Annotated in this window: 11 protein-coding genes; 4 read left to right on the forward strand and 7 right to left on the reverse strand. The window is 36.9% G+C overall.

Annotated features, from left to right (window positions below; genetic code table 11):
* Positions 1-9: 9 nt before the first annotated feature.
* Both H5092_RS07790 and H5092_RS07795 read right to left on the reverse strand, forming a co-directional pair.
* A complete protein-coding gene (locus H5092_RS07790) occupies positions 10-2,379 on the reverse strand; it encodes a TonB-dependent receptor domain-containing protein (protein ID WP_182733257.1) in 2,370 nt (789 codons plus the stop codon).
* A gap of 194 nt (positions 2,380-2,573) precedes the next feature.
* Complete coding sequence (locus tag H5092_RS07795; protein ID WP_182733258.1) at positions 2,574-3,617, reverse strand: alkene reductase; 1,044 nt, start codon at positions 3,615-3,617, stop codon at positions 2,574-2,576.
* Between the two features lie 224 nt (positions 3,618-3,841).
* On the opposite strand from H5092_RS07795, the gene H5092_RS07800 reads away from it, so the two are divergent.
* On the forward strand, positions 3,842-4,231 hold the full coding sequence (locus tag H5092_RS07800) for a DUF2750 domain-containing protein (protein WP_002962412.1): 390 nt from the start codon (positions 3,842-3,844) through the stop codon (positions 4,229-4,231).
* Positions 4,232-4,297: 66 nt separating this feature from the next.
* Here H5092_RS07800 and H5092_RS07805 read toward each other — a convergent pair whose 3' ends face one another.
* Positions 4,298-5,167 carry an alpha/beta fold hydrolase gene (locus H5092_RS07805; protein ID WP_182694196.1) on the reverse strand — a complete coding sequence of 290 codons (870 nt, stop codon included), beginning with the start codon at positions 5,165-5,167 and terminating at the stop codon, positions 4,298-4,300.
* Between the two features lie 106 nt (positions 5,168-5,273).
* Positions 5,274-6,599: an OprD family outer membrane porin gene (locus tag H5092_RS07810; protein WP_182733259.1), complete on the reverse strand. Its 1,326-nt coding sequence runs from the start codon at positions 6,597-6,599 to the stop codon at positions 5,274-5,276.
* Between the two features lie 624 nt (positions 6,600-7,223).
* On the opposite strand from H5092_RS07810, the gene H5092_RS07815 reads away from it, so the two are divergent.
* Positions 7,224-9,902 (forward strand): CHASE domain-containing protein, encoded by a 2,679-nt coding sequence (locus H5092_RS07815; RefSeq protein WP_182733260.1) that lies wholly within the window; start codon positions 7,224-7,226, stop codon positions 9,900-9,902.
* A 239-nt stretch (positions 9,903-10,141) separates the two neighbouring features.
* Here H5092_RS07815 and H5092_RS07820 read toward each other — a convergent pair whose 3' ends face one another.
* Entirely contained in the window at positions 10,142-10,672 is a 531-nt protein-coding gene (locus H5092_RS07820) for a hypothetical protein (protein WP_182721299.1), read from the reverse strand.
* Between the two features lie 279 nt (positions 10,673-10,951).
* Between H5092_RS07820 and H5092_RS07825 the strand changes: the two genes are divergently transcribed.
* Both H5092_RS07825 and H5092_RS07830 read left to right on the forward strand, forming a co-directional pair.
* On the forward strand, positions 10,952-12,328 hold the full coding sequence (locus tag H5092_RS07825; RefSeq protein WP_182733261.1) for a hypothetical protein: 1,377 nt from the start codon (positions 10,952-10,954) through the stop codon (positions 12,326-12,328).
* Positions 12,329-12,529: 201 nt separating this feature from the next.
* Positions 12,530-13,186, forward strand: coding sequence for an inovirus Gp2 family protein (locus tag H5092_RS07830; RefSeq protein ID WP_182733262.1), 657 nt, complete (start codon positions 12,530-12,532; stop codon positions 13,184-13,186).
* 190 nt (positions 13,187-13,376) lie between these two features.
* On the opposite strand, the gene H5092_RS07835 is transcribed toward H5092_RS07830, so the two are convergent.
* Together H5092_RS07835 and H5092_RS07840 are read right to left on the reverse strand one after the other, a co-directional pair.
* On the reverse strand, positions 13,377-13,616 hold the full coding sequence (locus H5092_RS07835) for a hypothetical protein (protein WP_138488857.1): 240 nt from the start codon (positions 13,614-13,616) through the stop codon (positions 13,377-13,379).
* A gap of 31 nt (positions 13,617-13,647) precedes the next feature.
* The gene (locus H5092_RS07840; RefSeq protein ID WP_138488856.1) at positions 13,648-14,208 is read right to left on the reverse strand and encodes a tyrosine-type recombinase/integrase; all 561 of its coding nucleotides are present in this window, start codon (positions 14,206-14,208) and stop codon (positions 13,648-13,650) included.
* Positions 14,209-14,210 lie beyond the last annotated feature (2 nt).

The raw sequence follows: 14,210 nt of genomic DNA on the forward strand, positions 1-14,210 counted from the left end.
AACTTTAACTTAAAAGTCAGCGGTAAGTGTAACTGCTGCGGTGCGTGGCGCCCCAATGTAATAAGTAGCGCCGTTACCAGTACCACCTGCTAAGTAGCTTTTGTCAGTAACGTTATAAACAACAAACGATACGTCAATGGCTTTAAACGGACCTGCATCTACGTCAGTTGAATAACCTGCATTAAAATCAAGTACGGTGTAGCCGTCTACTTTATTACGCGTGCGAGTGTCTTCGTCTTGCCATGCACCTAAGCGCTCACCAGTGTATTTAGCCGATAAACCAACACGAAAGCCATCGCTAAAGTAATCGGTAGATACCACAAATAAATCTTCTGATGAATCTATTATGCTGTCGCCTTTTCTAAAGCTCGGTGCTACCTCATTACCACTTTCATCTCTTAATATTACACCCTGTGAATCGTATGCATTTGGATCATCGGATGAATACTCAGAACTGCTATTAGTATACGACGAGTACACGCTCCAGCTTGGTGTTAACATATAGCTTGCTGCAAGCTCAAGCCCATTTGAGTCAATACCCCCTACATTTACGTACGAGCCATTTGTACCAATGGTGTAATCAATGCCGTCTGTGCCACTACCAGGGGCAATAAAGGTAATGCGGTTATCAAACTTAACACTGTAAGCCGTTGCTGTAAGGGTTAATCTGTCGGCTTGGTAACGTACACCAAAGTCGATGTTGTCGGCAGTTTCTGGCTCTATGTTTGTAAGTGTTGAGCTATCTCGCTCAAGCACACCGTCTTTTATTGCTGAAAAATTCTCGCTGTAACTAGCAAATAATTCTGTGCTGTTATTTAGTTGATACAATACGCCACCGCTAAATAACACGTCTGAGTCGCTATCTACTTTATCTGATCTTTCGTTAGCAAAGTGGTCATACTTTTGTAATTCAACTAAATACTGTTTTGCACCAATATTTAATGTTAAGTCACCAAAATTAATCGAGTCTTGTAAGTACCATTTGAATGTATCGGTATCAAAAGTGTTTTTGTATTGTGTCCAGTAAGGCGTGCTATCAAAGTGATGATAAATACGCGCGTCAATTACTTTGTGCCAATCACGCGACTCGTCACGCTCGCTTTGCTCATACCAAAAGCCCGCTTCGATATCGTGATCACCAAATGTAGCTTGGTAATTTGCCGTTACACCTAAACGATCTTTGTTGTAATGCGTATGGCGGTAAGACATAACCGGCGTTGCTGTTGCATCGTAACACGCAGGATTTAAACCAGGACCCGACTCCCATGGCCAGCTCAAACTTTGCGTACAATCGGCATCTGGTGCAAGCGGGTTGCCTTCACTATCAGCAAAACCATAAGAGCCTGCATTAGTGCCACCCTCGGTTGTTGGGTCACCATTTTCATCAACAGGTGTTGTTAAATAAGGTGGGATCCAATCGCCGCGACCTGAATTTTTATGATAATAAGGGCTAACAGTTAATAATGAAGTTGGTGAAATAGCGTATTCAAATTTTAAATAGCCTAAGGTATTTTCACGAAGCGTTCCCCAACCTTCTGCAAACATTTGGTCAAAGTGCGGAACTCCCGTCCAATTCCATGTTAGCTGATCCCAGTCTGGAGTTTGTTCAAACTGCTCAAGGCTTACGCTGTTATAGTTTGTCTCGCTTACATCATCGTAAGATAAACGACCAGTAAGTGTTAAATCGTCAAAATTAGATACAAACTTAAGCTCAGCGTGTTGGTTGTCTTTGCCCCCATTACTGCCTGAACCAATCCAGCGGCTTGTATCTGTTTGCGAGTAACTTACGTACGCTTGTGTGTTATTAAAAACAGTGCCTGTTTCGTGTTTAATATAATAACGCGTGGCATCGTGGCTGCCTGATGTATAAGCAAAGGTAGTGCCTTTTTCAAGGCTTGGGTCTTTACTTACAAAGTTAAATGTCCCGCCTAGTGCTTCAAGTGAAGCCGACTTAATATCAGACGTACCTTGACCTACTTCTACTGTTGCTAAATTTTCGCTCTCCAAGTAACGGTTAGCTTTAGCACCACCGCCGTAATTAGAGCCACCATTGGGAATGCCATCAACGGTCATACCTAATTGTTGTTGGTTTCCATCAATACTAAAACCACGCATAGTGATTGTAGTAGACCAATCGTCGCCACCAAATGCATCACCTTCGTTTATGCTAATCCCTGGTAAATTATCAATAACCGATAATATGCTCGATACCGAACTTTGTTGCTCAAGCATTGCAGGCTCAATAACATTGTTAGCGTAGCTCGTTGGTTTAGCAACCACGGTTACTTCTTCTATGGTGTTGTCGTTAGCATAAGTAGATGTTGATACCGCCATAGCAATAGCCATGCTCAATAGCGATTTGTTTTTTAAAGCGTACATTGTTGTCCCGTTTAGTTTTAATTATGAAATATGAAAACGAGCACAGTATGGATTTTAAACATGACAACGAGGATGAACTTTATTTACATAAAGGTTAAACAAATATGGAAGATTTATGGCGGGAATATGTACAAAAAAAGACACTCAAAGATTTAACTTTGGGTGCCTTAATAACTAAATATAATATTTAGCTGTTACTTCAATTCAGCTAGCATTTCATCGCTGTAAGGTACTAACTCTTCACCGTTTGCAATTTTGCTAATGTAATCTGGGTTTGCGATAAGTGGGCGACCAATAGCGATTAAATCAAACTTAGCATCGTTAATTGCTTCTTTTGCTGACTCAAAAGTATAGCTGCCTACGCCTACTAATGTACCTTTGTAGCCTGCACGTAAAAATTCAGACGTCGTTTTACCTTCAAGCGACTCAAACGTTGAACTGTCGTCAAAAATACCGCCGTGTAAGTATGCTAAATCTCTCTTCTCAAGCTCTGGTAATAAGTAATCAAATACCGCTTTATCACGGTTATCTTCGCTCATATTAAAATAAGCACCCGGTGTAACACGTAAAGCAGTACGCTCATTACCTACAGCGGCGATAACTGCATCGGTTACTTCTAGTGCAAAACGCGACATATTTTCAGGCGTTTGACCGTATTCGTCGCTGCGTGTATTTGCAGCGTAATGTAAAAACTGGTCAATCAAATACCCGTTAGCACCGTGAATTTCTACCCCGTCAAAACCCGCTTCAATCGCATTTTCTGCCGCTTTTGCGTAATCAGCTACTAGGCCCTTAATGTCATCTATAGTCGCTGCTTTTGGTGTGATGTATGTAAGCTCACGCATACGAGGTACAGAGCCTTCAACGCCAATTGCCGATGGTGCCAGTACATCGCCATCAAAAAAGTGAGGATGTGCAACACGGCCAACATGCCAAAGCTGTGCAAACATTTTGCCGCCATTAGCGTGCACTGCATCAGTTACTTTTTTCCAACCTTGAATTTGCTCACTGGTAAATAAACCCGGTGTATTTGGGTAACCTTGCGCATCTGGACGAATAATAGTTGCTTCGCTAATAATTAAACCGGTTTCGGCACGGCGAGCATAATATTCAACCATATCTTGTGTTGGCACTAAGTTATCGTCAGCCATACAACGCGTTAATGGTGCCATAAGTACGCGGTTTTTAAGCTCAATCGTATTATTTAGTTTAAACGGAGCAAGTAGATCAGTAGTCATTTTTCAATCCTTCATTAAGTATATGCTTACTACAATGTGGCCTTTTTACAAACATTCAAGCTTATTTTGAATGATCGCTCAAATTAGTTGTGACTTATACTGTTCAATATACAAATTAGATCTGCATTGCTGAAATTAAATAGCAACTTTTCAACACTCTGTCATATAACTCGATATACTTGTGTGCATATAATTTAGATATAGTAATTAAGAGTGAGCTAATTATGACAACGCCAAATTTAAGCGAAGAACAAGCTGTAATTTTAGGGCTTGGGGCAAAAAAACGCCTAGCCTATATGTTCGAAACCGTACAACAATTTAAACAAGTATGGATTTTAAACGACGATGATGGCTGCGTTATGCTTGCCAACGAAGATGACGACTGTGTGCCAGTTTGGCCAACTCGCGAATTTGCAGAAGCATGGGCAACTGGCGAATGGGCTGGCTGCAGCGCTAAAGCAATTCCACTTGCTGACTGGTTTAGTCGCTGGACACCAGGCCTTGAAGAAGATGACCTACTTATTGCAGCCTTCCCTACAGAGGAAGACGACGGCACGATATTGTTTTCAGACGAGTTTGAAAAACAATTAAAAGCACCGAAGAAAAAATATTAAGGTTCAAAGCCTAAATACTCAGAGTTATTAATTTATAAACGCGGCACTTAATTTAGTGCCGCGTTTTTATTGGCAATTTCTAAAATCCAAATAAGCCTGCGTAATAGCATCTGGATTTTCTACTTGCGGATAATGCCCAAGCTCTACAAACTCTTGTACGCGCGCATTCGGAATAAGCTTTTTATAATGTTCAATCATGTGCTTACCAGAGATAGGATCTTCTGCGCCTGCTATAAACGTAAGTGGTATATTGCTATTTATGATGGCACCAACCCAGCGTTCTCGGTTTTGCTGCCTCTGCTTTATATAGCTAATGAGTTTAGGCATAACGGCTAAACCATCTTTATAAATTAGCAACTCCCAAAGTGTGTCTACCACTTGTTTTGAGGGCGGTGTACTTTTACTAAAAATAGTAACTAAATTATTGGCAAATTTTTGTTTATTCATTAATTTTGGCACTATCCAACCTAGCTTTGAAAGTAAAAGCTTTTGTATAAATAATGGTTTATGCACCTCAGGAAATAACCCACCATTTAAAAAACACACGCTGTTTATTTTAAAGTCACTTTGGCTAACCACTTGCCTTGCTAATAACTCTTGAGCCACTGTATCGCCATAGTCATGAGCTAAAATATGTACGTCATTAATATTTAACGTTTTTAAAAATTGGGTATATAAGTCGGCTTGTTCGGTAATTTTATAAGTAGCGTTTATTGGTTTATCTGACAAACCAAAACCTAGCATATCGAGCGTAATTACAAAATAATGTTCACTAAGCGTTTGCCACATACCTTCCCAATCCCAGCTAGCACTTGGAAAGCCATGTATTAAAAGCAGCGCAGGCTTAGTTATATCACCAGCTATTTTTGTAAATATTTGATGGCCAGAAATATGAGTGAATTGGCCCTGCGATTGCCACTGTTGAAGAGAAAACATATATTAGCTTTATTTTTATTATCTATTTGTTAGTTTTATCATAGTGGTAATTAATAAAGGAAATAAAACCAATGTATAAATTTGCATTGGCTTATTAAACGTTATTTTAAAATTTAATAGTGTAATCTACATAAACTCGGTGGTCGGCTCTGTCGCCTTTAACACCATCAACGCTGCCTGATTTTTCGGTTGTATAATCTACAAATAACCAGCGCAAACTTAAGCCTTTTATTTTCTCAACTTTATAGCGCGTATCTACAGCCCAATATTTTTCATCAGCTGTGCCAGCTAACTTACCCAGCGCAGAGTTTTCAGCATCGCTACCGCTTGTGTAGTAAAACTTTGTTGTTAAACCTGGCGATACTGCTTTTAAATCAATGCCAAAACGTGCCTGCCACGTTGCCTCGTTTTGATTTGTTAAATCGGCACCAATCAATGAGCGAGTTGGAAATGGGTTTGTACCATGATCGCCACTAAAGTTATCTTCAATCCAAGCATCACTTACCTTAGTAAATGCCGCACCTACACTCCAAATATCTTTTTTCCAATCAGCATCTAAGTAATAGGCAAATCCATCGTTTTCACTTTTAGTTAAACCTGTTAAAGCATCAGGTGCATCCTCATCATCTAAATCACCGCCCTCTGCACCTGTCACAAATAAATCACCATCATCTTGTGAGGTAAATATGCCAGTTGAAAGGGTTAACTTACTTTGCTCAAGTTTAATGTCGTAACTGATTTTTAATCCCATTTTACTTAGATAATTGTGCGAATTTAAATATTCAGCCTCTAATGTTATGTTGTCTTTTTTATGCGTAGCACCTACGCCCCAAATTACGCTAATGGCGCCAGCTGCCGATTGGTCGGTAGAAAAGTCTTCCCATCTTTCATCATGTCGACGGCTCCATTTGTCGTATACGTAACCATATAATTTAGTGTTGCCGATTTTATAGTCGCCAAAAACACCTCGAAAAGTATTAGGAATAGCACGGCTGCCTGAGCTTTTTAAAAGCATACTTTTGGTTTTTTGCCCACCTACTTTAACGTGACCGTTTTTGCCCAATTTAAAATCTAAAAAATATTGACCAAATTTAGAAAAGCTATCGTCTACTCCACCACTCTCATTACCTGCTGGTAAAATATTACCTGCGGCTGAACCTGTAGAGTTAATATTCATTACGGTGTAAGTCGATACACCCACACTCAATAAATCATTTATATAACCTGATGTGTAATTGAGCTCTATACCTTGAGCAAAAGTTGAATCGTCACTTGCGTCGTTATCGTAGTCACGGTCGAAATAAATTGATCTAAGTTTTAAATTAAATTCATCTTGTTCTGTCAGCCCATTAACAGCAGCATACGAAGGAATAGAAATGCATGTTAATACTGCGCCTGTTGCCGCAAGTAATTTAGATACTCGGTGAGCCATAGTTATCTCCGTTACCTTGTTTTTTAAGTTTTTACTGTGCAGCACATAGGGATGTGTATGCTTTTTGACCTACACGGCAAACATGTCATAAGGTAATTACATTTCAAGTAATTACCTTTCTTTCATGCTAATAAATATAGAACAATATAAATTTATAATGTTTTAATTTTTATATTATAAAATAGTAAGAGTTTGTTTTATTTCGGATGAATTGTAAAAATTGGTAAAGATTACCTCTTGCTCACTCGTATCTAAGTCGCTAATTTTATTTAAAAAAGCCTCATAATATTAACTAAATTTTACTTGATTTAAACTTACCTAAGTAAAGTTATGAGCAGCTGATTTCTTCTAAAAATCAATAGGCACAAAAACCAGCGCCTTTTGCTACTACTTTTGTTGGTATCTATAAAGTGATGCAGAATTTATAAATTATTATATTTATATGTATTTTAATTTTATCTTGAGGCTTAAAATCAACTTTTTAGACTCCCCCTACTCTAAACCTCTATAAAATATATACATTCCAATTAATAACAAAGTTGTGTCTTGAATAATAGGTGCTATATTTATCACGTTATTAAAATAGAAACACACTTACTGCGACTCATGAAAAAGGATTAATTAATGATTCAAGCACGACCGGTTAATAAAGGGTTATTAATCTCACTGCTTCCTCACGTCATTTTATTAGTTGCGGGCATTATACTTACCTACTTTGCTCATATTAAACACCAAGAAGCCATAAAAAATAAAATAAACAATGCGCTTGATAACCGCCTATCATCGCTTTCTACAGGTATTAACAGTAGGCTCGATTTGTATCAATATGGGCTATTTGGTTTAAAGGGCTTTGTACATGGGATAGGTGCAAATAACTTAAACTATCAAGCCATAACTAACTACTCTGGGAGCCGTAACTACGCTAAAGAATTCCCTGGAGCTAATGGTATTGGCTATATAAAAAAAGTTGGCGTTGAGCAATTAAATAAATTTTTGAATGATGCAAAAAACGATAGACCCGATCAGACATTTAATTTGAATACACTCGTAGCGACTAGTGATGAGCATTTTATAATTCAATATATTTTTCCTGAGCAAAAAAACTTACAAGCAATTGGATTAGATATTGGATCTGAGAGCATACGCAAACAGGCAGCACTAAATGCTGCCATAAATAATACAACCCAATTAACGGCGCCACTGACTTTAGTACAAGCGAATAAACTCTCGCAACAAGGCTTTTTAATATTAGTGCCAATATATAAAACCATTACTATTTCTGATAATAAAAAACAGCGCCTTAATGAGCTTTTAGGTTGGGCATATTCGCCGTTGTTAATTGATAAAATTTTAGACTCACTTTCACACCTTGATGAAAATCAACTAACGATAAGTGATATCAATAACAATACTGAGACTGATTTTTTTAGTTATGGCATAAAAAGCAAAACTAACGATTATCAATTAACTAAAATTATAAAATTAATGGGTAGAACGTGGAAAATTACCATTGATGCCTCAGACGCCTTTATTTATAACCTTCATCTCCCTAGTCGGTATCAAGCTATTGTTAATGGCTCTTTCGCCACTATTGGCTGTATGTTTGTAGTTTTTTTAATGCAATTGTTTATTTTTAGAAGAAACCAAAGAATTAAGAGAAAAACACTTCAGGCTAAAAAAAATAAACTCGCATTGCAGCAAGCAAATTTAAAACTAGAAAGCGAAGTTAAACAACGTACGCAAGAAATAGCCGATATGAGCATGCTCCAACAAAGTATTTTAAACAGTGCTAGTTATTCAATTATAGCGACCGACACAAACGGCTTAATCACTCTATTTAATCCCGCCTCAGAAAAGTTATTAGGCTACAAAGCGCAAGATGTTATTGGCATTAAAAACCCTGGCATATTTCATTTAAAAGAAGAAATTATAAAAAAAGCTAAACTACTTAGTGCTGAATTAAATAAACCTGTACCCCCTAGTTTTGAAGTATTTATCCTAAAAGCAACAGCAACAGAGCCAGATATTAATCAATGGACATATATTTCTTCTACAGGCGAGCAAATACAAGTTAATTTAAGCGTCACTTCGTTGTTAAATAACGAAGGAGATACCGTTGGCTACTTAGGTATTGCTTACGATTTAACAGAACAAATTGACCACGAGCAAGCCCTTGGTCACTCAAAAGAACTTGCTGAGCAAGCATCGCAGGCTAAGTCTGAGTTTTTAGCAAATATGAGCCACGAAATACGAACCCCGATGAACGGTATACTTGGCACATTACAACTATTACAAGAACAACCGCTTAATGAAAAATCAAAAGAGTATTTAAAAAAATCACTGTATTCAACTCGAGCACTCACCACCATTATTAACGATATTCTTGATTTTTCTAAAATAGAGGCTGGCAAGCTCTCATTAGAGCATAAGCCTTTTGATTTTTTTGAACTTATTCATCACTTAGAGTCAGACTTAGGTGTGCAAGCAACAGATAAAAACATTTACCTTAAATTTGTGATTGATATAGAGCACAAGCATTGGGTGGGCGACCCAGTTAGACTCAGGCAGGTATTTTTAAACTTAATATCTAACGCGATTAAGTTTACATCTCAAGGTGGCGTTACAGTAACCTTTAGGCTAACTGAGGAAAGCAGAATATGTTGTTGTATATCAGACACCGGAATTGGAATTTCTGAGCAAGCAATTGATCGATTGTTTGAGCGCTTTGAACAAGCTGAGCAATCAACCACGCGTGAATATGGTGGTACGGGCCTTGGCTTACCCATCACTAAATCATTAATAGGCCTTATGAATGGCGAAATTAAAGTAACAAGCCAGTTAGGTTCAGGGAGTCAGTTTTATGTGTACTTACCATTAAAACAAGCGCAGGTGGATGACAGCACATTAACAACCAAAAATATTGAGCTTCCTGACCTATCTGGAAAAATTATTTTATTAGCTGAAGATAATAAAATAAATCAGCTTGTTGCAGCTGCGATGCTTGAACCAACTAAAGCCACCATTATTATTGCCAACAATGGTTTAGAAGCGATTTCATTATACGAGTTACACAAACCAGACATTATTTTTATGGACATTCAAATGCCAAAAATGGATGGTCTTCAGGCATGTAAAAAAATTAAGGCGCTTAATAGCGAACAAATTGTTATTGCATTAACTGCTAATGTTTTTACAGAACAAAAAGAAATATACAGGCAGCTATTTGATGGTTACGTTTCAAAACCAATCGAAAAACATGAACTTGTCGGCATGTTATCGACACTTTGCTTAGTAAATAATTAGTCATTCTGAGGGCATTAAAAAACCCAGTTATTGTTACCTTTCGATATTAATAACTGGGCTCTAAGAATAATGGGGGAGAGGGATTCATAGAAAACCAATAAACCATTGTTTATAAAAACAATACCTTTAAAAATAAAATAAAGGAATACTAATAGGTATACTAAAAGCTATTTATCTTTAAAAATAACCATGACTGCCACAAAATTCTGAACACCCTCAACGCCCTCGCTGAGCTTGCTCTACCCTTCCCAAGCATCTAATAACCTAGTAACCTTAGCATCTATAGATGATATGTCTTCCTTCATAGCTTTAATCTCACTGATATCATCAAAAGTTCTCTTTTTAAGTTCGTATTGCTCTTGCACTTTTGTATCTTTAGAAATCAACTTAGGATTTTTCCTAGCGTAATTTATTAGCTTTTCAATATATTTAGATTGGGATATTTCATCCGCGTCACTAAGCGCCTTTAGTTTATCACGCGCTGATCTAGACACCTCCAGCTGAAGTTTACACACTTTATTAGATGTATTTTTTAAGCCTCTTTCATAGCTTTTCCATGCTTTATAGAGCTTATCAAGGTTAACTTTTTGACTATCTTGATTATCACTTATACGTTTTATTTCATCTCTAATAAAGCTATCTAATGTGGCATCTGGAAATTTAAAATAATTACTGTAACTGTCATAGCGGCATGCTAGCCAGTTACGCAAGTCTTCGTTATCTTCCTTGACCCAAGTCAAAATTTTCTTGTTATAAATCCAACCTGTCATTAGTTCTTCCTTGTGTTTGGTGTTTGTAGATTTCATCCAAGACAATAATTTAATACCTATTAGTTAGCAAATATTTCTTTGAATTTTTGCATTTCAATTAGATTCTAACTTACGCATTAATTAGCGTTTAAATACAGTACCAGTTAGTGACTTACTTTAACTCCAATTAAACACTAATTAGATGTTTTATTTATTCAATAAAATAACACCCTGTTATTGTGTTTATTCAAATGATTTGCTCTACTACTAGGTATCAACATCCCAAATAGAAGCAGTCAAATGAATGAGTTTTTTAGTTTAACAACTAATTTATCTCCACATACAAAGTGGATATTAATCCGCTTAATTACAGGGAGAATAATTGGAGACGAAGTATCTAAAAATGACTTAATCAAATTAGGGTGTCCACACAATAAATTTAAAAAAGTGCTAGAAGAGCTACAAGAAATTAATGCAATATCAAAACTCGGATCTGAGCATTTTAAGCGTGGAAGACCAACACTTTCATATAGTTTTATCTACGATAAACCCAACGATGTTAGTAAATTAATATCTAGCGAAATGCTGGCAAAGCTCGAGAAATTTAAACTAAGGGTGCCTGTTAGATTAGTATGGTCTTTCTTTGCATTAAACCAAGATGAACATGGGTACATAGAAGGCTTTACAATGGCAAGTATAGCTAAAGCATGTGGGTTAGAATCGCCTCAGCTAAAAACGGCTATAAAGCTACTTAAAAATGGAAACTTAATAAGCCAGCCAGTAACAGGATGTACGATCAAAAAATATCACAGTTTAAAGCCAAAAGTAAGAAAAGGCTTAGTTGGTAGTGAAGCTAATAATTTAAAACGTAGTTCTGTATTTAAAATAAAAAAAGGCAATAAAGCATCTAATATATACCTGATGGTTATCCCTTTAATAATCTCACAAATTAAGAATAAAAAACCTAATTTATACACAGCGGTATTTTTACCATTATTACTCGATTCACCTCATAGAAGAGAATCTCTTTTTATGGAGTTACTTCGTCTTGAAAATAAGTGGTTAGATAGTGATACCAAGCAAAAAGATGAAATTCAATTTTTGAAACAACAGCCGACTCAAGTTTTCGATTACTTCGACGATGTTCTATTCAGGTTAGCTTCTTACGGTTTATTACGCTTACTGAATAAGACGGGACATGTACTTAAGCCTATTTCAGAAGAAGATGCTTTCAATCAGATTTTAAGTCCTGCAAACTTTGAGTTCATGGCAGCTATTCATGGCCGTTTAACCTCTGTGCTAATAGGAAGTTTCGCGAACCTACTCATTCATTATATTTTATTCAACTTATATCAGAATAAATGTGATAGCACCCTCCCTACAATCCCTAGCAAACAAGAATACTTATCATGGGTAACTAGCTTGGGTTGTACAGATAAAAATATAGATATAGAACTCATAAAAACCCCGACTAAAGCTGTATATCCAGATATAAGTTCAATTGAAAATTTAGTTATCTCTTCTAGTATCGACTTTAGTGATAAAGTTAATATTACCAATATGAACGTAGATTTTAGAGACCCAAAATCCAATTTAGAATCTGGTAAACACCCCGTATTTCAATGCGTCCCTGATTCCTTTGCACACTTTTATAGAGCAGTCATAACTTCAGAGTGATTATAAACACGTTAAACAGCACCCCAGTAGCACATTATTAAAAATAGGTATAACAAATCTGATTGATCTTTTTTCTTTAAATTTCGGTTTGGTAATATTTATAAGAGTTACTAGTAACGAAGTCATTATCACAACAAATACCAATTAAAAAACTACGACTCATACACCTGATATGAACCAATACATAACAGGAGAAAGATAATGACTAACCCAACCCAATACCCAGTAACAACAAACCCTACATACAAGCAATATCAAACACTCGCTAGAGTAGATCAGCGACTAGTTATTCCCTACTTAAATGCTATTGAGAAAGTAATGCATGCTGCATGTAGTGAACATAAAAGAACGTTTGCAGTCAGAATTGATTTAAGGCTACCTGCTTATTCAAATACAGTTGATTTAGATAGCAATAAAATTATTACACGATTTATTGCTTCTCTTGAGGCGCAGATTAAAGCAGATACAAAACGTAAAGTTCGTGATGGTAAAACTCCACATCCATGTAATATTAGATATATTTGGACTAGAGAGAAGGACGAAGCTCACCATCAGCATTATCATCTTGTACTGTTTTTCAATAAGGACCGGTACCACTGTACGGGTAAAATAAATATAGAAAGCGATAACTTGTTTACCCGAATAGCTAAGGCCTGGGCAAGTGCGTTGTCCTTAACGCTGAATGAAACGATGGAATTAGTTCATTTGCCTGATAATGCACACTATTACCTTGACGCTAATAACCCTAATTTCGCTCAAAACTTCCATGCTCTTTATTGTCGAGTAAGTTACTTCGCCAAACTTAATACTAAGCATTACGGCTTAGGGCAGCGTTGTTTTGGTTATAGTCAGAGGTGATACTTTAACTAAGACCTGTGCTTCTCATAAATTGTTCTAACGCGCTTTTGAGACCTTCAACTAGCTAAATAAACTCAAACCCTTAGTATATAAGGGATGGTAAGTTCCCAAAATAGCATTACGAGAAGCGCTATTTACGCTACAAAAGCAAAAAAAGAACGCACTGCATAAATGCGTTCTTTGTTTACTTCTAATCAAATAAACTCGCTACTCCAGCCAACAAGCCACTAGCAAGAGCTAATGGCACTGTAACAGGTGCAGATGCCACACCTAACCCAACTACTATCGCACCAGATACAGCAGCTCCTGCTACAGCACCAGAGCTTACAGCAATAGCCGTTCGTCCGAGTGACGGCTCACTACTACCGGTTATCTGTTTAGATACTTCATTTCCTACTACACCGCATGTAACGGCTTTTTCTAACGACATAACAAACTTACTCCTATTATATGTAATAAATTTATAGCTCTAACTCTTCAAAGTCTTTATCGATTTCCTCCTGAGTTATTCCAATATAACGCAGTGTCGTTGCTTCAGAGCTATGGCGAAGCATTTTCATTACACGGGCGATGTCTTGGGTTTTGTGATAGAGGTGGTAACCTCGTGTTTTACGCATTGAGTGAGTACCTAGCTTTAAATTAAGCTCTTCACCCACCAGCGCAAATGCTCTTGTAACAGCCCTGCGTGACAAGGGCCGTGTTATTGAACTTTTAGATTGTTGATTACGATACGATTGAAATAGGTAAACATGGTTGGGGTGAGTTACGCGTACTTCATGGATAAACGCTAATGCTTTCTGATTTAACTTAATCTCTGCTAGCTTGCCTGTTTTACTCTCAAATATAATTAACCTGTCGTTTTGTATATCCGTAAATTTAACAGACAATAAATCAGATATACGCAATGCTAAGTTCAAACCTATATTCCAAATATGGCTCATTTGCTTAGAACACCGCTTTTCGAGCAAGTAACTAATTAACTTAACTGTATCAAGGTCCTTAATCGCTTGTACTTCAGCCATTA

This window comes from Pseudoalteromonas sp. SR41-7 (assembly GCF_014163935.1).
Lineage (GTDB): Bacteria > Pseudomonadota > Gammaproteobacteria > Enterobacterales > Alteromonadaceae > Pseudoalteromonas > Pseudoalteromonas distincta.